Origin of the sequence: Lacrimispora sp. 38-1 (assembly GCF_049890855.1) — a bacterium.
Taxonomy (GTDB): domain Bacteria; phylum Bacillota; class Clostridia; order Lachnospirales; family Lachnospiraceae; genus Lacrimispora.
In genome coordinates, this window is the sequence record NZ_JBANEW010000043.1 from 182,700 (window position 1) to 199,962 (window position 17,263).

Below are 17,263 nucleotides of genomic sequence, written 5' to 3' on the forward strand. Positions count from 1 at the left end.
TTTGTGTTATTTTCCTTTCGGTAAGTTCATAATAACGTTTGTATATGGCACGAATGTGTCAGAAATAGTCTTTTTGTTTGTCATTTTATTTTTTGTGCCATGAAGTTGCCTTATTTCGCTGTTATATTTATAATAAAATTACAGGAGGTATTTTATATGTCTATAATGCTGATCGCGGATGACAGTCCTCAGTTATTAAATATTTTAAACAGTGCCGCCAGAAAAGAAGGCTACGATACGGTACTTGCACAGGATGGGCAGCAGGCATTAGAGGAATTTTATGATAAGAAGCCGCAGGTTGTGCTTCTTGATGTGATGATGCCAAAACTGGACGGCTTCCAGGTGTGCCGGGAAATTCGCAGACAGTCCGATGTTCCGGTCATAATGGTAACTGCAAGAGGGGAAGATTTTGAGAAGATCATGGGTCTGGATATTGGAGCGGATGATTACATTGTTAAACCATTTTCTCCAGGAGAGGTTATGGCACGGGTGAGAGCCGTGCTGCGCCGTATTGAAAAAGGTGCAGGGGAGCCAGGGAAGATACTTTCTGTTGAGAATCTCACCATAAATCTGGAAAATTACAGCGTTATGGTTGGTGACAAGCCCATACTTTTAACAAAGCGGGAGACGGACATGCTCTGGACGCTTGCAGGCGGAAGGAACCGGGCCTATACCCGTGAGATGCTTCTGGATCTATTGTGGGGATACGATTATTACGGTGATCCCCGTACGGTTGATTCCCACATGAAAAGGCTGAGAGCCAAGCTGGAAGAAGTTCCTCACCCCACTTGGGAGATTCGTACGATCCGGAATGTTGGCTATAAATTTGAGGTGCTCCCATGAATAAGAAAATAGTCTGGAAACTGGTTGCCTCTTTTGCAGCAGTGCTCCTTTTATTTACTGCAATATTAGGTACTGTATTTGTGTCCATGTTCCGGCAGCATACCATTGCAATCACCCGGTCTTCCATGGAAAAAAGAGCAGTTTCCATCGCAGAAACCCTGGCACTCTATGAGAACGGAGAAGGCGGAGCCCCGCAGTTTGGTATGGGGATGGGAATGGGGCACCACGCAATGGCAGGTTATGGGGCATATCTTCGTTTTTTGGATCAGGTAGCCATGGCAACGGTGTGGATTGTAGATGATGAGCGAAATCTCATATCTGCCAGTCATGACGGGGTTACTTCCGGGGAGGAACTGCCTGAGAATGCGGAGAAAATCATCAGCAGGGTTTTAGAAGGTGAAATTACCTACGGAGAAGAATTTTCCGGGTTATTAAATGCACCGACTCTGACCGTTGGCGTGCCTATCCGTACAGCAGACGGGATTTCGGGTGCTGTTCTTCTTCACTCCCCGGTCAGCGGAGTAAATGAAGCTGTACTACAGGGATTGTCCGCTCTGGGAGCAGGAGCTGTGATAGCTCTGGTTCTTGCAGGTATGGCGGCAGTGTGGCTGTCTTACCGCTTTACCAATCCCCTGCGACGCATGAATCATGCGGCACGCTGTCTTGCCGACGGTGATTATATGGCTAAAACCGGTGTTGCACAGGCCGATGAGATCGGTCAGCTTGCCCAAACCATTGATTTGCTTTCCGAACGTCTGACTGAGGCCAGAAAGCAGCAGGCGGCCCTGGATAAGATGAAACAGGATTTTGTAGCAAATGTCTCTCACGAGCTTCGTACACCGGTGGCGGTTTTACGGGGGTCTCTGGAGGTGCTTTGGGATGGGACCATCAATACTCCCGAAGAAATAAAGGAATACTATGATCAGATGTTAGGAGAAAGCAGACATTTAGAGCGGCTGGTAAATGATCTGCTGGATTTGTCCCGCCTTCAGGATGACCAGTTTACCCTTGACATGGGAGAAGTAAATCTCTGCGACGTAATCCGGGATACACAAAGAGCAATCCGCCGTTCTGTAAAGGAGAAAGAGCTTCAGCTTCTGGTAAATTGTCCGGGAGAGGAGTGCGTTGTGAATGGAGATTACGGGCGACTCCGCCAGCTTGTTTTAATTCTCCTTGATAATGCTGTTAAGTTTTCCGCACAAAAGGGAGTTGTGGAACTTACGCTTACAAAGCAGGGAGAAGGCTGCCTGATTACTGTCACTAATAGCGGTGAAGAGATTAAACCCGAAACAATACCATATATTTTTGACCGTTTTTATAAAATAAACAGCCCTCAGAACCGTTCTGGCACCGGGCTGGGGCTAGCCATTGCAAAGCAGATTGCTGACAGGCATACTGCTCATATCAGTGTGGAAAGCAGTAAGGGAAAAACCAGTTTCTTTGTTAGATTTAAAGGTAATGTGATTTAAAACCATATCGCTTTAATAATAAGGAGTGCTGTCAGCAGCCATATGAATATTACTGGCAGGGCATGCTGATCAAAGTTTCAAATATCAGCATGTTTTCCTCTGCTATCAGCTGATGCTGTGTGAATTTGCTTTTATTCTTTTATATTCCAAATAGGTTAATGCGATCATGACAGCGTCAAAGATAGAAAGTATTATTAGAAAAACTGACTGAGTAAACGTATAGCGGTATAGCTGATAAGCTATAAACAGAATTAAGGAGACGATGGTAAGAGGATATGCCCATAAGTTTTTAAACAATAGCAAAAGAATCAGAATGCACTTTATCATTCCATGGGATATCAGGTAAAATACGGCAAAATGCTGGGTACTGATTGAAAAGCTGCTGCTTAAGCTTATCAGGAAATTCGCCACCCAATCCTTTGGATCTTCCGATAATTCATGCTGAGTCAAAAAACGCGTCAGCCAATTCAGCCTGTTCGGGTTTAAGAATAGCAGGAATACTCCGCCAATGATTTCCATCAGGGCGTGAATGCCCTTTAAAAGCAGCCCTATTTCAAAACTCACATGAATGATGTTATTTTTATAAATATCATTTTTCATCTATTATCTTCCCCATTTTTCAATTATTTTTTTATATAATGAATTATTATTATCTAATATAACTGAAATTATCATGTTGATAATATACCAATAACTCCGCATTAAAAAGAAATATATCATAAAGTAATATATATGTATTAAATCAGCATACAATTGTTGTAACGATATAAAAGGGCATATTATGGATCAAATAAAAAAATATGGAATTATTACAAAAAATATAATTTTAATCATAACTTTCAGCCTATTAACTATTTCCATATTTAATAGTATATATAAAATCCATGAGGTCTCTTCTGTACAACCGATTGATGGGATTTTAGTTCCGATCATAATGTATCATCAAGTAAAAGATAGTGGTTTTGGCAATGATGTTATTAGTCCTAATGAATTTGAAAGTGATTTAAAGTATTTAGAAGAAAATCATTACAATCCTATAACAATGACACAATTAATAGATTATGTTTATAATAAAAAGGATTTACCCCAGAATCCAGTCATTCTATCTTTTGATGACGGGTATCTTAGTACCTATTTAAATGTTTATCCTCTGCTAAAAGAATATAATATGAAAATAGTTTTATCTATAATTGGGAAAAGTGTCGATGATTTTTCGAAGGTATGTGATGAAAATATTGAATATTCTCACCTTACATGGAATGAAGTAAAAGAAATGCAGCAATCTGGATTGGTTGAAATACAAAACCACTCCTATAATTTACATAAAATTTCAAAAGTGCGCTATGGATGCAGTCAAATGGCTAATGAATCATTGGAGCACTATGAAGAATTTTTATCAAATGATATAAAGATGCTGCAGGAAGAAATTACGGCTATGACAGGTAATAGTCCAAATACATTTACCTATCCATTTGGCAGATATAACGAAAAATTAGAAACTATCATTAAAAAACTCGGCTTTAAAGCGACCTTAACCTGTAAATTTGGTGTAAATGTTATAAATAATGATCCCGACACTTTATACTGTCTAAAGAGAATACGTCGAGCCCATAATCATAGTATTAAAAAAATGTTAAAAGAAGGAATGGCCACGGTGAAACATAATAAATAAGCCCTTTTTATCTTAACCTGCCTAAGATTTCTTTCACCAATTCGAATTCAAATTCCGTTATACGCAGTCGGGTAATATCATATGGACTTGCTATAAAGCAGTTTTTATAATATGATGAATTTACAGGAGTACAGGTGTTAAAATTCATGTGAATTTGAAAGGAGAAGGTACTATGAATGGGGAAAGCAGAAGGCAGGAGGAAACAATGATTTCTTCCTTCGATGGCACAAAACTGAGATTTAGAAAAGATGCAGTGGAGAATCCAAAAGCGCTGATCGTCATTGCTCATGGCTTGTGTGAGCATTTAAACCGGTACGATTACTTTACGGAAAAGCTTAACGAGAATGGATACAGCGTCTACCGGTATGACCAGAGGGGGCATGGGAAATCAGAAGGGAAAAAAGTTTATTTTAAAGATTTTAATGAGATGCCTGACGATCTGGGGCAGATCCTTGCTCTTGCCAGAGAGGAGAGCAGCGGGAAAAAGGTTTTTCTCTTCGGACACAGCATGGGCGGGGAGACAGTAACACTGTTCGGTGCAAAGAATCCGGGAATGGCGGATGGAATTATTACTTCTGGTGCGCTGACCCATTACAATCACCCGGTTATGGGAGATCAGTTCCCCATTGAGGCACCGGATGATACCTATCTGCCGAATCAGCTTGGTGACGGAGTATGCAGCGATAAAAAGGTGATTGAAGCATATGTTTCGGATCCTCTGGTGGAAAAGGAGATCAGCACTGGGTTAATTAATCAGATTTACGAAGGTGTGCAGTGGCTGAAAGCCAATATAAAGAGCTTCTCCGATCCGGTCCTGATTCTTCATGGAGCTGATGACGGCCTGGTTGCTGCAAAAGATTCCCTGGATCTCTTTGAAGAAATAAGCTCTAAGGATAAGAGCCTGCATGTCTATGCAAACCTGTTTCATGAGATCTTAAACGAGCCGTGCAGAGATGAGATTATTGCGGATATTTTACTGTGGCTTGGAAAACATATCTGATGGATTTGAATATATATTTATAAGAAAAGGCACTCTGCGTTTTAAATTGGCAGGGTGCCTTAAAGCTTATAGGGAAAGTAATTGCACATTGAAATGGTATATGTTACCATAGAGTTTGGAACAATCGTGTTACAGGGTGTGTTGACCTCATTCTCTATTGGAATGGGGGTGATGCTTATGAAGTTTGACATTAAGGATTTAATGACCTTTGGTCTTTTTCTTCTGGCGTTACTTACATTCGTTTTTACGTTTTGTAAGTAGTAATACATAGCAAAAACCACCCTGGTTAAACTTGGCAGTTACGGGGTGGATATGCTACTCATGTAATGGTCAACCACCTTGTGGACGGTTGTTCCTTTTATAATTCTAGAATATCATTACTATTTGTTTCTGTCAAGACTAAGTTAAAATCTAAACAGCCGGAGTGGAAGATCGGAAGAATTAATTAATACTCCTTCCTGCCCTATTTATCCAGTATCATATTCTTCTTCCTGTAATTGCTGGGTGAGATTCCATAATACTGCTTAAATGCATAGGAAAAGTGCTGAATGGAAGAGTAATTCAACCGGTCGGAAATTTCCGATATATTAATGGCAGCGTCATTTAAATAGATCTTTGCCATAGACATCTTTGCTTCTGTTTTTTTCTGCTGAAAGGTCTTGCCGTAATAATCCTTCAAAAACCGCTCGGTCTGGCGTACGCTTAAGCCAAGCCGTTCCGCCAGATGCTCCAGGGTAATAGTCTCGTATTCATAGAGAAAGCATTCTTCCACAATGATATACTTGCTGTCTACCAGATTGGAAGGTGAAAAATGAACCTTTGACTGGGCTTTATATTCATAGTTTCGTACAATTTTAACTACACATTGCTGGAGAAGAGCCTCCACCAGAATCATGTATCCCGTATACCTATGTTCCAGCTCAAAAAAGATCTGCTGCATCAGCGGATACAGCTCCTGGGTATCCTGTCCAAACCAGAAATGGGTTTTTTCGAATTTAAAATCCACCGTATCCGCCTCAGGCTGTGTATGGGCACTGTTTTTTTGCAATTTGAAATAAATACAGTACTCCGCCATAGGATCATTCTTGAAAGGAATCTGTTCATGCTCCACGTGCGGACCTGTCATGTACAGGGTATTGGGTGTAATATTATAAATCTGATCATCGATATTTACTTTCCCATGACCATAAGGAATATAGTGGATTTCATAACTGTTATTCCCGTGGCTGTGTCTTGGCATGGAACGAAGAAACCGCTCAAATACAATGTTTAAGACCAGAAATGTGGTATCGTCGATCACTATTTTTATATTTAAATCTTTATATCCCGTCCTCATGATTTCCCCCTCTGTTTTCCTTCTCTTATCTTACTTTATCAGCATTATTTCTACAAGTCAAGGAATGTTCGATAACACGACATACAGACGCGCCTTCTGTCTGGTTCCCCTCTAATTTTCCTCAGCTGAACCGGTATAATGGTAAGTGTAAAGAATCAAATGACCGTAACAATGTAAGGAGGAAAATAATATGTCACTGGTTACATCGGAACAAATGCTTTTGGATGCTCAAAAAGGCGGGTACGCCATAGGAGCTTTTAATGTTGAAAATATGGAAATGCTGAAGGCTGTGGTGGCTGCAGCCGAAGAACTTCGGGCACCGGTTATGCTTCAGACCACACCGTCAACGGTTAAATACGGAACACTGGAAACATACTATGCCATGGCAGCAGCAGAGGCTGAGAAAGCAACCGTACCGGTATGCCTTCACTTAGATCACGGCAACAGCTACGAGCTTGTTCTCCAGGCAATCCGCGCTGGATATACATCAGTCATGATTGATGGTTCCCACGAAGACTTTGAGAGCAACATCGCTTTGACCAAACGGGCTGCTGATGCTGCCAGAGCCTGCAACATCACAGTGGAAGGCGAGCTTGGAAAGGTTGGAGGCAAGGAGGATGATCTGGAGGCAGAAGCGGACAACAACACAGATCCCATGCAGGCAAAGGAATTCGTGGAACGGACAGGGGTTCATTCCCTCGCAATTGGAATCGGAACCGCTCACGGATTTTATGCAACAACCCCGGTTTTAGACAAAGAGCGGATCGGTGAAGTCAAAAAGCTGGTGTCAGTGCCGCTGGTTCTTCACGGTGCCTCCGGTTTAAGCGACGAAGATGTGAGAGAATGTGTCAGCAGAGGAATGTGTAAGGTAAACTTCGCCACAGAATTAAGAGTGGCCTATACCGATGCAGGGAAAAAGCTTTTAAAAGAGAATCCGGATACCTTTGATCCCAAGAAATTAGGCATGGTTGGAATGGAAGCAGTGAAGCAGTTTGTTAAGAACCGTATTCTGGTCTGCGGATGTGACCATAAAGCGGACTGATTTTATCAGGAGGAAAACATGAAACCTTATTTATTAGGGATTGACGTAGGCACCAGCGCCTGTAAGATCGCCGTTTTCGATAGAAATGGAACCGTTTTAGAGGCTGCAACCGGGGAGTATGAGGTTTACTATCCCCAGACTGGCTGGGCAGAGCAGGATCCGGATGAGTGGTGGCGGGTGATCTGCAACACGATGAAATACATATTTTCCAAATCACAGATAAAGCCGGAAGAAATCGCAGGAATCGGAATCGACGGACAGAGCTGGTCAGCCATAGCAGTCGACAAAGAGGGCAGTGTGTTAACCAACACGCCCATCTGGATGGATACCAGGGCCGATGACATTTGCAGGGAACTGAGTGAGAAAGTGGGAGAACAGCGGATATTTGAAGTGGCAGGCAATTCCCTGCAGCCTTCCTACAGCACTGCGAAAATCATCTGGTACCAGAGAAATATGCCAGAGGTATATGAAAATATATACAAGATACTGCAGTCGAACAGCTACATTGCCTATAAACTCACCGGTCAGATGACTCAGGATCTTTCCCAGGGATATGGTTTTCACTGCTTTGACATGCATACCGGAACCTGGGATCAGGCGATGTGCGAGGCTCTTGGCATTCCAGCGCAGATTCTTCCGGAAATTCACCCCTGCCATGAGGTGATTGGCACAGTGACGAAAGCTGCTGCAGCCCAGTCCGGACTGGCAGAGGGAACCCCTGTGGTAGCCGGTGGTCTTGACGCAGCCTGCGGTACCCTTGGAGCCGGAGTGATCCATGCCGGGGAAACCCAGGAACAGGGAGGTCAGGCCGGCGGAATGAGTATCTGCATCGACAGCTATAAAGCAGATCCAAGGCTGATTTTAAGCTGCCATGTTGTACCCGGAAAGTGGCTTTTACAGGGAGGCACAACCGGAGGCGGCGGAGCCATGCGGTGGCTGGAGAAGGAGTTTGGCGCATTTGAAAGAGAAGAAGGCAGAAGAACCGGGAAAAGCTCCCTGGATCTATTCAATGAAGCTGCCGGAAGCGTCCCGCCAGGCAGTGACGGGCTGATCTTCCTTCCTTATATGGCAGGGGAGCGCTCCCCATTATGGAATCCCTATGCAAAAGGCGTTTATTACGGAATGGATTTTGGAAAGACCAAAGGCCATTTCATACGCGCGGCCATGGAGGGAGTTGCCATGTCCTTAAGGCATAATCTGGAAGTGGCGGCAGAGGCAGGCGCATCCGTTGATGTATTAAGGGCCATGGGAGGATCTGCAAATTCTCTTTTGTGGACCCAGATTAAGTCTGACGTGACCGGCAAGCCTGTGATCGTTCCTTCTTCCGATACAGCCACAACGTTAGGGGCTGCAATCCTGGCCGGAGTCGGAGTTGGAATTTATGAAGATTTCGAAGAGGCAGTTAAGCTGACTGTGGAAAATAAACGGTATCATGTTCCCAATCAGGCGGACAGTAAAATCTATGACCGGAATTACCGGAAATATTTAAGCTTATATGAACATTTAAAAGATATGATGGTTCAGGAAGGAGAAAATGAGTCATGAAAGCAGCAGTTGTTTGTGCAAATGAGGACGTAAGGTATATGGATTATGAGGAGCCGCAGGCAGGTCCCGGACTGGTAAAGATCAAAGTAAAGGCATCCGGTATCTGCGGATCTGATATTCCCAGAGTGCTGCATAACGGAGTACATTTTTATCCCATTGTTCTGGGACATGAATTTTCCGGAGATGTGGTGGAAGTCGGAGAAGGGGTTACATCAGTAAAGCCGGGAGACCGGGTTTCCGGAGCGCCTTTAATTCCCTGTATGAAATGCGATGACTGCCAGAATGGAAACTTCTCTCTTTGCAGACACTATAGCTTTATCGGTTCCAGGCAGCAGGGAAGCAACGCAGATTATGTGGTAATTCCGGAGCAGAATGCGGTTGTATTTGATAAAAGTATTTCCTATGAGCAGGGTGCTATGTTCGAACCTTCTACCGTTGCCCTTCACGGTCTGTTCCAGAATGACTACCGGGGCGGTGAGTATACTGCAGTTTTAGGCGGAGGAACCATCGGCATGTTTACCATGCAGTGGGCGAAGATCTTCGGAGCCAAAAAAGTGGTTGTATTTGATATCAGTGAAGAACGTCTGGAGCTGGCGAAACGTCTGGGCGCAGATGAAGCAATTAATACAACACAAGAGGGCTTTAAAGAAAAAGCAATGGCTCTTACAGAAGGAAAAGGCTTTTCCTATGTATTTGAAACGGCAGGACAGGTGCCAACCATGCAGATGGCATTTGAACTGGCAGCCAATAAAGCCAGTGTCTGTTTCATCGGAACTCCCCATGTTGATTTATCCTTTACCCCTTCCATGTGGGAGAACATGAACCGGAAAGAATTTAAGTTAACCGGGTCCTGGATGTCTTACAGCTCTCCCTTCCCTGGAAAAGAATGGAAGCTGACCGCCCATTACTTTGCAACCGGACAGCTGAAGTTTGATCCCGGATTTGTCTATAAGAAGATGCCCATGAGTCAGGCACAGGAAGCATTCCAGCTCTTTAAGACACCAGGTCTGGTAAAGGGAAAGATTCTTTTGGTAAACGAATAGGAGGGACCGATGATACTGACCGTAACATTAAATGCTGCCATTGACAAACGGTATGTAGTTGATGGTTTTTCACAGGGAGAAGTAAACCGCGTGAAAACATGTTCCTATACGCCGGGAGGGAAAGGCTTAAATGTTTCAAAGCCGGCAGTCATTGCAGGAGGCAGCGTTGTGGCAACCGGTTTTGTAGGGGGCCATGCAGGTAATTATATTGAAGAAGCATTAAGCTCCTTTGGCATCACCAGCGCATTTTACCATCTGAAAGGAGAGAGCCGTTCCTGCATTAATATCTGGGATGAAAAAAATAAGATTCAGACAGAATTTCTGGAACCTGGTTTTGAAGTGGAGGAAGAGGATTTTCTTGATTTTCTGGAACATTTTAAGAAGCTTGTAAAAGAGGCAGAAGTCATAGCCATATCAGGAAGCGTGCCCAGAGGACTTGACGGAACTGCTTACCAGAAGATGGTGAAGATCGGAAAAGAAGCAGGAAAAAAGGTGATCTTAGATACCAGCGGAAATCTGCTTAAGATGGGGATTGAAGCCGCTCCTTCCATGATCAAGCCCAATTTAGATGAGATCCGTATGCTGACAGGAAAAAGCTGCGACAGCCTGGAAGAGATGATTGAAGCTGCAACGGACATTCATAAACGCGGCGTGGAGATCGTGGCAGTTTCCCTTGGCTCGGAAGGCTCCTTCGTGGTATGCAGCTCCGGTATCTACAGAGCAAGAGTGCCCAAAATAGATGCGGTAAACACGGTGGGATGTGGTGACTCCATGATTGCAGGTTTTGCTCTTGGGCTTTCAAAACAGCTTCCAATGGAAGAAATATTAAGAAATGCAAGTGCTGTTTCAGCAGCCTCTGCGTTACGAGAGGAAACAGGCTTCTTCCTGCTGGAAGACATGGAGCGGCTGCTGCCGCAGATAGAAATCACAAGAATCGGGGGTTGAATATGAAATATTCATTAAAAAATGACCGGCTGGAAGTGGGATTTACCTCCCTGGGAGGAGCCCTCACATCCATAAAGAACGAAGAAGGTGCGGAGTATTTATGGCAGGGAGATCCTGAGTACTGGAGCGGGCAGGCTCCGGTCCTGTTCCCCATCTGCGGCAGCTTAAGAGATAACAGGGCAGCCACAAATGGAGGAAAGGAGATCCGGATGCCAAGGCATGGGATTGTCCGCAAGGAAGAATTCAAGCTGGAGTCGGAAAAAGAGGACAGTATCTGTTTTTCCATTTCAGAAAATGAAGAGATGCTGGGAAAATATCCTTACCCCTTTACTCTCTCTATTGAATACCGGCTGGAAGAAAGCAGCATTCATGTGACATATGGAATAAAGAATACAGGAACAGAGGATATGCCCTTCTTCATCGGAGGCCATCCGGCGTTTCGCTGCCCCCTCTTACAAACAGAGGACTATGGGGATTATCAGGTTATATTTGATGAAAAAGAAGAGAAAACCGCTCCCACACCGGACTTAAAAACAGGTCTGGTTGATATGGGACACAGGAAGGAAATCCTCTTTGACGGCACCGTTCTTCCTCTCGCCCATTCCCTTTTTTATGAAGACGGCATCATATTTGACCGGCTGAAATCGAAAAAAGTAACCCTCTGCCACAGGGAAAACGGGCATGGAGTAGAACTGGAGATGGGATCCTTTCCCTATCTTGTAATCTGGTCAGCTGCCAACGACGGACCGTTTCTTGCTTTAGAACCCTGGACAGGACTGTCCACCTGCAGCGACGAGAACGATGTATTTGAAGAAAAACGAAATGCAGCAATTGTAAAGCCAGGGGAAGAAAAACGGCTGAGCTATATAATTACAATTCTATAAAAAGAGAAGGAGAATATGACAATGAAAGAATTTGTAAATCCGGCATTGGTGCCAAAAGTGAAATTATACACAGGGGAGGAGATTCCCTGCGTGGGTATGGGAACCTTTGGTTCCGACCGTTTTACTCCAGATGAAGTATCTGCAGCTGTTGCGGGGGCGATCCGCTGTGGATACCGCTTGTTCGACTGTGCGGCCTGCTATGGAAATGAGGATCAGATTGGTGAAGTATTTCATCTGGCATTTTCAGAGGGGGCAGTGGAACGGAAAGATCTATTCATAATGACAAAAGTATGGAACGACATGCATGAAAGAGTCGAGGAATCATGCAGAAAGAGCATTGTTGACTTACAGTGCGAATATATGGATATGTTCTTTATACACTGGCCATTTCCAAATTATCACGCTCCCCACTGCGATGTAGATTCCCGCAATCCGGATTCCAGACCATTTTCTCCGGAAGAATTTTTAAAAACCTACCGTCAGTGTGAGGAACTGGTAAAAAAAGGACTGATCCGCAACATCGGAATTTCCAATATGACCATTCCAAAGCTGGAAGCAGTTCTTCCTCACATGAACATTATGCCTGCAGCCTGCGAGATGGAGCTTCACCCCTGTTTCCAGCAGCAAAAGCTGTTTGATTATCTGGTTGCTCATCATATCCAGCCTATCGGTTTCATGCCATTAGGTTCTCCACAGAGACCGGAAAGAGATATGTGTCCGGAGGATGTGGCGGATTTACAGACGCCGGAGATGAAACTAATCGCGGCGGCGCACGGCGTTCATCCAGCTGTTATCGCTCTTAAATGGGCCCGTCAGAGAGGACAGATCCCCATTCCTTTCTCCATTCATGAAATGGAATACGTAAGTAACTTAAAGGCAATGACAGAGGATCCCCTAACAGAAGAGGAAATGAACCTGATCGCAACCCTGGAGAGGAACAATCGTCTGGTGAAAGGGCAGGTATTCCTCTGGGAAGGCGCAAACGACTGGCATGATCTGTGGGATGAGGATGGTTTTATTGTAAAATAACCGGGTACATGTTACATAAGAAACAGCCGGAATTTTTGAAGCACACAAATTACTTCAGAAATTCCGGCCTTATTGCTATTTTCTTTTCTGGAAACTGCGCATACTGACTGTAGCGCTTATTGGAGATATGAGGGGATAGTTATATGTATAAGGTATTGTTGGTTGATGATGAAATTCTTATAAGAGAACGGATTTCTCAGAGAATACCATGGGGATCATTGGGGTTCGAGCTTGCAGGAACCTCCGAAAACGGAAAGGAGGCCATCGGCTTTATGGAGAAGCAGCCGGTGGACCTTGTTCTGACGGATATCTGCATGCCCTATGTAGACGGCCTTGAGCTGGCAAAATATTTATATGAAAACAGGAAACATACTAAGACCGTGATTATAACCGGTTACGATGAATTTGAATATGCCAAAAGAGCGGTGGAATACCGTGTGCTTTCCTATGTATTAAAGCCTGTCACAGCAGGGGAACTGATTGAAAAGTTAAAGGAGGCAAAAAAAATCCTTGACGGGGAAGCGGAAAATCTCCAGGTCCGGACCTATTATGAAGGGAGTTACCCCCTTTTAAAAAATCAGTTTCTGCTTCAGCTGGGACAGGGACGGATTCATGAAGATCAGATTGGGGACAAACTAAAAGAATTCCGTATCGATTTTTCCGGTGAATGTTATTGTACGGCTCTCCTGTGCCCGCGGGAACAGACGGAAAAAAAGGAAATATCCCAAATGGCGGACTTAATCCGGAAGGGGTGGAGTGAAGACGTGCTTGTGACCGAAGACGATGACGGCCGGATCCTTCTTTATGTGAAAAAGAAAAACAGCTCACAGATGAAAAAAGAGATGGCGGATATCTGCAATGAATCTGCAGACCTCATTCTTAAGAAGATGGGGAAAACCGTATACTGTCTGGTTGGAACCTGTGTATTTAATTTAAGCGGGCTCAGTTTTTCTTATGAAAAAGCTATGGATATGAAGGAATATCTTTTTCTGGAGCGGGAGCCTGGAATCTATGAGTGGGACAGATTTCAAAAATACAGGCTCAGTGCCCAGGGATTATTAAGTGAAGGGGAACGGGAAAAACGAATTGTGCTTGCAGTCAGAAGCAATCTGGAAGAGGAGATTAAAACGGAGATTGCGCAGATCAGGGAGGAATGCCAGGCCAACTGGGTCACCAGGAATAAGGTTGTGGTGATCTACCAGAGCCTGATCCTTGCAGTCATGAATTTTCTGGAACGGCTTAATCTTGTGGAAGACGGATTTTTCCTGAAAGAACAGGAGATCATATCAGGACTTTTTGGCTGTTCCTATATTTCAGAGATGGAAGAAAAGGTGCTGGACTTTTTTCATGCAGCATTGGAAATAGTGAACAGCAACAGAGGAAATTACGGGGATCATCAGGCGATAGCAGCACTGGAATACATCAACAGCCATTATTCTGACTGCAGTCTGTCCCTCCAGGAGATATGCGAAAAACTGGCCATCAGCGTCAGCTATTTCAGCTCTGCCTTTAAAAACTATACCGGAATGACATTTGTGGAAGCATTGACAAAAAAGCGGATGGAAAAAGCCATGGAGCTTTTGGAAAACACATCCTTAAAGACTTATGAGGTTGCAGAAAAATGCGGATACAACGATGCCAATTATTTCAGCGCCATTTTTAAAAAGGCAACTGAAAAGACACCAAAAGAATATGCGGGACTGAGAAAGAACCGGAAAGGCAGCTATGAGAATCGAAGTCAGGTTTAAAAGTATACGGACCAATATGATCATTTATTTTTCCCTTCTGGTTCTTTTAACCGTAACTGTGTTCCTGTTCTTTTCCATACGGTTTACCAAAAGCAATCTTATGGATAATTCGGAAAAAAACAGCCGTCAGCTGATTGAGCAGGTCAATTTCAATATTGAAAACTACATTGACTACATGGAAAATATCTCCCAGGTAATTATGAACAACCGGGATATAACCGGATATCTTTTTGATGATGAAAAAGACAGCGGAGCGGATTTAAAGGAGGCTTTTCAGACCATCCTCCATGCAAGGACCGATATCTATAACATTGCTGTCCTTGGAAACAATGGAAGATATTTTATCAATAATGGAAGTGACAGCTTAAACATACGGGCCCGGCTTAAGGACAAGGAATGGTATCAGGATGCGAAAATGGCAGAAAGCAAAATACTCATTTCCTCCTCACACGTACAGAATCTGGTAAAGGACGATTATAAATGGGTGGTAACTTTAAGCAGGGGAATCTCCAATCCGGCTACCGGCCGTGTGGAGGGGCTTTTGGTCATTGATTTAAATTACGACGTTATCAATGATTTATGTGAATCCATCAGCCTGGGAAATAAGGGGTATGTCTATATCCTTGACGGAAAAGGAGAAATCGTCTATCACCCCCAGCAGCAGCTGATTTTAAGCGGGGTAAAGAAGGAACTTTTAAAAGAAGTGTCAGCCAGCAAAACCAGTCTTACCCATATTGATGAAAACGGAGAAAATAAGATTTATACGCCGTTCCATTCTAAAAAAACAGGCTGGACCATTGTGGGGGTGAATTATACCTCTGAGCTGGCAGGCAACGAGCTTACCATGAAAACAATGTATACAGTAGCCGCATTTATACTGATTCTGCTGGCCAGCCTGTTTGCAGTCTTACTGTCAGCAAAAATCACAAGACCCATCAAGCAGCTGCAGGCAGCCATGAAGCAGGTGCAGGAGGGAAAATTCCAGCCGGTCAGTATTGAAACAGCAGGGGATGATGAGATCTCCAGTCTGACTCATTCCTTTAACAGCATGACGGAACGGATTGATGAGCTGATGAAGAAAAACAGCAAGGAGCAGGCGGAAAAGAGAAAGAGCGAATTAAAGGCGCTGCAATCGCAGATTAATCCTCATTTTCTCTATAATACCTTAGATTCCATCATCTGGCTGATCGAAACCGAAGATTCAGAACAGGCCATAAAGATGACCTCTGTTCTGGCCAGATTTTTCCGCCAGGCAATCGGCAATTCCAACATCTATGTGACGGTCTGGCAGGAGCTTGAATATACCAGAAATTATCTGCTGATCCAGCAGATGAGGTATAAGGATAAAGTGGCCTTTGATATCAGGGTTGATAAAGAAGTCATGGAGTGCGCTATCGTGAAGCTGGTTTTGCAGCCATTGGTGGAAAATGCCCTGTATCATGGGCTGAAGTATAAAACTGAGCAGGGAAATATCCTCATCTGCGGGTACAGGCAGGGAGAAACCGTGATATTAAAGGTTATAGATGATGGCGCCGGAATGACGAAGGAAGCTCTTGACACTATTTTTCAGAAGAAGACAGACCAGAAGCATAACGGAGTGGGAATGAAGAATATTCAGGACCGGCTTATCATGTATTACGGGCCTGGATACGGCTTAAGTGTGGACAGTAAGGAAGGGGAGGGAACCACAGTGACCATCACCATACCTTACAGGCTGATGGAGGATCTGAATGAAGAAACATAAAAATGCATTTTTAATGATTCTGTTCATGGCATTGTTTTTCCTGTTCCTGTCCGGCGTTTTTTTACTGGATGAGTTCGGGGAGAAGAAAACAGTTAAAATCGTCTTTATACCCAAGGTTCAGGACAAGACAAACGACTTCTGGATGTCCATGATATCCGGAGCGAAAAGCGCAGGCAAGGAATATCAGGTCAATCTGGTTATTCTGGCACCGGATGAGGAAAATGATTATGAAACCCAGAAAAAATACATTGAAGAAGCAGTAAAGATGAAACCTGACGCCATCGCACTTGCTCCCATTCGGTATTCAGAAATGACGGACTGTGTAAAGCAGGTGACAGATGCCGGAATTAAACTCATCCTTATTGATTCCAAACTTGATAAAGACTTAGAGGAAACCTACATCGGCACGGATAACCGGAACGCAGGCCTGCAGATGGGGAAAAAGATGCGGGAATTTGTGAGACCGGACACGAAGATCGCCGTGGTTTCCCATGTCAAAGGTTCTTCCACTGCCATAGAGCGGGAGGAAGGACTCAGAGAGGGGCTTGGGGATGAGGAAAGCAGGATTAAAATGGTCCTGTACAGCAATTCCGACTATAACCAGGCATATGAAAAAACCAGAGAGCTGATGAGGACAAATCCGGATATCACGCTGATTGCGGGGCTGAATCTGTATTCCACAGTGGGAGTGGCAAGAGCCATTAAGGAGATGAATTTAAGCCATAAGGTGCATGTGGTAGGTTTCGATAACGACATTGAAGGAATTCAGTATTTGGAAGAGGGGATCATTGACACCCTGATCGTCCAGAAGCCCTTTAATATGGGCTATATCGGGATCCAGACTGCGGTGGAATCAGTACGGGGAAAGAAGCCGGAGAAAAATATCTACTGCGATACGGAGGTGATTACTGCAGACAATATCTATACCGATGAGAATCAGAAGCTGCTCTTCCCATTTTAAGA

General features: G+C 44.0%; 15 protein-coding genes. 13 read left to right on the top strand and 2 right to left on the bottom strand.

The features are described from left to right. Positions 1-156 precede the first annotated feature (156 nt). Positions 157-843, top strand: a complete 687-nt coding sequence (locus V7D18_RS09210; protein ID WP_426153613.1) for a response regulator transcription factor — start codon at positions 157-159, stop codon at positions 841-843. Next, positions 840-2,312: a sensor histidine kinase gene (locus tag V7D18_RS09215; RefSeq protein WP_426153615.1), complete on the top strand. Its 1,473-nt coding sequence runs from the start codon at positions 840-842 to the stop codon at positions 2,310-2,312. The genes V7D18_RS09210 and V7D18_RS09215 overlap by 4 nt, the downstream gene beginning before the upstream one ends. Before the next feature lie 105 nt (positions 2,313-2,417). Here V7D18_RS09215 and V7D18_RS09220 read toward each other — a convergent pair whose 3' ends face one another. After that, positions 2,418-2,912: a DUF2127 domain-containing protein gene (locus tag V7D18_RS09220; protein WP_426153617.1), complete on the bottom strand. Its 495-nt coding sequence runs from the start codon at positions 2,910-2,912 to the stop codon at positions 2,418-2,420. Between the two features lie 181 nt (positions 2,913-3,093). Between V7D18_RS09220 and V7D18_RS09225 the strand changes: the two genes are divergently transcribed. Both V7D18_RS09225 and V7D18_RS09230 read left to right on the top strand, forming a co-directional pair. Then, positions 3,094-3,984, top strand: a complete 891-nt coding sequence (locus V7D18_RS09225; RefSeq protein ID WP_426153619.1) for a polysaccharide deacetylase family protein — start codon at positions 3,094-3,096, stop codon at positions 3,982-3,984. A gap of 172 nt (positions 3,985-4,156) precedes the next feature. Then, the gene (locus V7D18_RS09230; protein ID WP_426153621.1) at positions 4,157-4,984 is read left to right on the top strand and encodes a lysophospholipase; all 828 of its coding nucleotides are present in this window, start codon (positions 4,157-4,159) and stop codon (positions 4,982-4,984) included. A gap of 463 nt (positions 4,985-5,447) precedes the next feature. Here the strand turns inward: V7D18_RS09230 and V7D18_RS09235 are convergent, their stop codons facing one another. Further along, positions 5,448-6,320, bottom strand: a complete 873-nt coding sequence (locus V7D18_RS09235; protein ID WP_426153623.1) for an AraC family transcriptional regulator — start codon at positions 6,318-6,320, stop codon at positions 5,448-5,450. Positions 6,321-6,510: 190 nt separating this feature from the next. Between V7D18_RS09235 and V7D18_RS09240 the strand changes: the two genes are divergently transcribed. The 9 genes from V7D18_RS09240 (at position 6,511) to V7D18_RS09280 (ending at position 17,261) form a co-directional block, all read left to right on the top strand. Then, on the top strand, positions 6,511-7,362 hold the full coding sequence (locus V7D18_RS09240; protein ID WP_426153624.1) for a class II fructose-bisphosphate aldolase: 852 nt from the start codon (positions 6,511-6,513) through the stop codon (positions 7,360-7,362). A gap of 18 nt (positions 7,363-7,380) precedes the next feature. After that, positions 7,381-8,907 (top strand): xylulokinase, encoded by a 1,527-nt coding sequence (xylB, locus tag V7D18_RS09245; protein ID WP_426153626.1) that lies wholly within the window; start codon positions 7,381-7,383, stop codon positions 8,905-8,907. After that, entirely contained in the window at positions 8,904-9,950 is a 1,047-nt protein-coding gene (locus V7D18_RS09250) for a galactitol-1-phosphate 5-dehydrogenase (RefSeq protein WP_426153628.1), read from the top strand. The genes xylB and V7D18_RS09250 overlap by 4 nt, the downstream gene beginning before the upstream one ends. Positions 9,951-9,959: 9 nt before the next feature. Beyond that, positions 9,960-10,895 (top strand): 1-phosphofructokinase, encoded by a 936-nt coding sequence (gene pfkB, locus V7D18_RS09255; RefSeq protein ID WP_426153629.1) that lies wholly within the window; start codon positions 9,960-9,962, stop codon positions 10,893-10,895. A gap of 2 nt (positions 10,896-10,897) precedes the next feature. Continuing rightward, on the top strand, positions 10,898-11,779 hold the full coding sequence (locus tag V7D18_RS09260) for an aldose 1-epimerase family protein (protein ID WP_426153631.1): 882 nt from the start codon (positions 10,898-10,900) through the stop codon (positions 11,777-11,779). Positions 11,780-11,800: 21 nt separating this feature from the next. Continuing rightward, a complete protein-coding gene (locus tag V7D18_RS09265; protein WP_426153633.1) occupies positions 11,801-12,808 on the top strand; it encodes an aldo/keto reductase in 1,008 nt (335 codons plus the stop codon). Between the two features lie 143 nt (positions 12,809-12,951). Next, positions 12,952-14,556 carry a response regulator transcription factor gene (locus tag V7D18_RS09270; protein ID WP_426153635.1) on the top strand — a complete coding sequence of 535 codons (1,605 nt, stop codon included), beginning with the start codon at positions 12,952-12,954 and terminating at the stop codon, positions 14,554-14,556. Beyond that, complete coding sequence (locus V7D18_RS09275; RefSeq protein ID WP_426153637.1) at positions 14,534-16,300, top strand: sensor histidine kinase; 1,767 nt, start codon at positions 14,534-14,536, stop codon at positions 16,298-16,300. Before V7D18_RS09270 ends, V7D18_RS09275 begins: the two co-directional genes overlap by 23 nt. Further along, positions 16,287-17,261: a substrate-binding domain-containing protein gene (locus tag V7D18_RS09280; protein WP_426153639.1), complete on the top strand. Its 975-nt coding sequence runs from the start codon at positions 16,287-16,289 to the stop codon at positions 17,259-17,261. Before V7D18_RS09275 ends, V7D18_RS09280 begins: the two co-directional genes overlap by 14 nt. Positions 17,262-17,263 lie beyond the last annotated feature (2 nt).

Bases quoted from the DNA above. Each gene is read 5' to 3' on its own strand.
- V7D18_RS09210 (WP_426153613.1), top strand. From the start codon at position 157: ATGTCTATAATGCTGATCGCGGATGACAGTCCTCAGTTATTAAATATT.
- V7D18_RS09250 (WP_426153628.1), top strand. From the start codon at position 8,904: ATGAAAGCAGCAGTTGTTTGTGCAAATGAGGACGTAAGGTATATGGAT.
- V7D18_RS09230 (WP_426153621.1), top strand. From the start codon at position 4,157: ATGAATGGGGAAAGCAGAAGGCAGGAGGAAACAATGATTTCTTCCTTC.
- V7D18_RS09220 (WP_426153617.1), bottom strand. From the start codon at position 2,912: ATGAAAAATGATATTTATAAAAATAACATCATTCATGTGAGTTTTGAA.
- V7D18_RS09240 (WP_426153624.1), top strand. From the start codon at position 6,511: ATGTCACTGGTTACATCGGAACAAATGCTTTTGGATGCTCAAAAAGGC.
- V7D18_RS09225 (WP_426153619.1), top strand. From the start codon at position 3,094: ATGGATCAAATAAAAAAATATGGAATTATTACAAAAAATATAATTTTA.
- xylB (WP_426153626.1), top strand. From the start codon at position 7,381: ATGAAACCTTATTTATTAGGGATTGACGTAGGCACCAGCGCCTGTAAG.
- V7D18_RS09280 (WP_426153639.1), top strand. From the start codon at position 16,287: ATGAAGAAACATAAAAATGCATTTTTAATGATTCTGTTCATGGCATTG.
- V7D18_RS09265 (WP_426153633.1), top strand. From the start codon at position 11,801: ATGAAAGAATTTGTAAATCCGGCATTGGTGCCAAAAGTGAAATTATAC.
- V7D18_RS09215 (WP_426153615.1), top strand. From the start codon at position 840: ATGAATAAGAAAATAGTCTGGAAACTGGTTGCCTCTTTTGCAGCAGTG.
- V7D18_RS09270 (WP_426153635.1), top strand. From the start codon at position 12,952: ATGTATAAGGTATTGTTGGTTGATGATGAAATTCTTATAAGAGAACGG.
- V7D18_RS09235 (WP_426153623.1), bottom strand. From the start codon at position 6,320: ATGAGGACGGGATATAAAGATTTAAATATAAAAATAGTGATCGACGAT.
- pfkB (WP_426153629.1), top strand. From the start codon at position 9,960: ATGATACTGACCGTAACATTAAATGCTGCCATTGACAAACGGTATGTA.
- V7D18_RS09260 (WP_426153631.1), top strand. From the start codon at position 10,898: ATGAAATATTCATTAAAAAATGACCGGCTGGAAGTGGGATTTACCTCC.
- V7D18_RS09275 (WP_426153637.1), top strand. From the start codon at position 14,534: ATGAGAATCGAAGTCAGGTTTAAAAGTATACGGACCAATATGATCATT.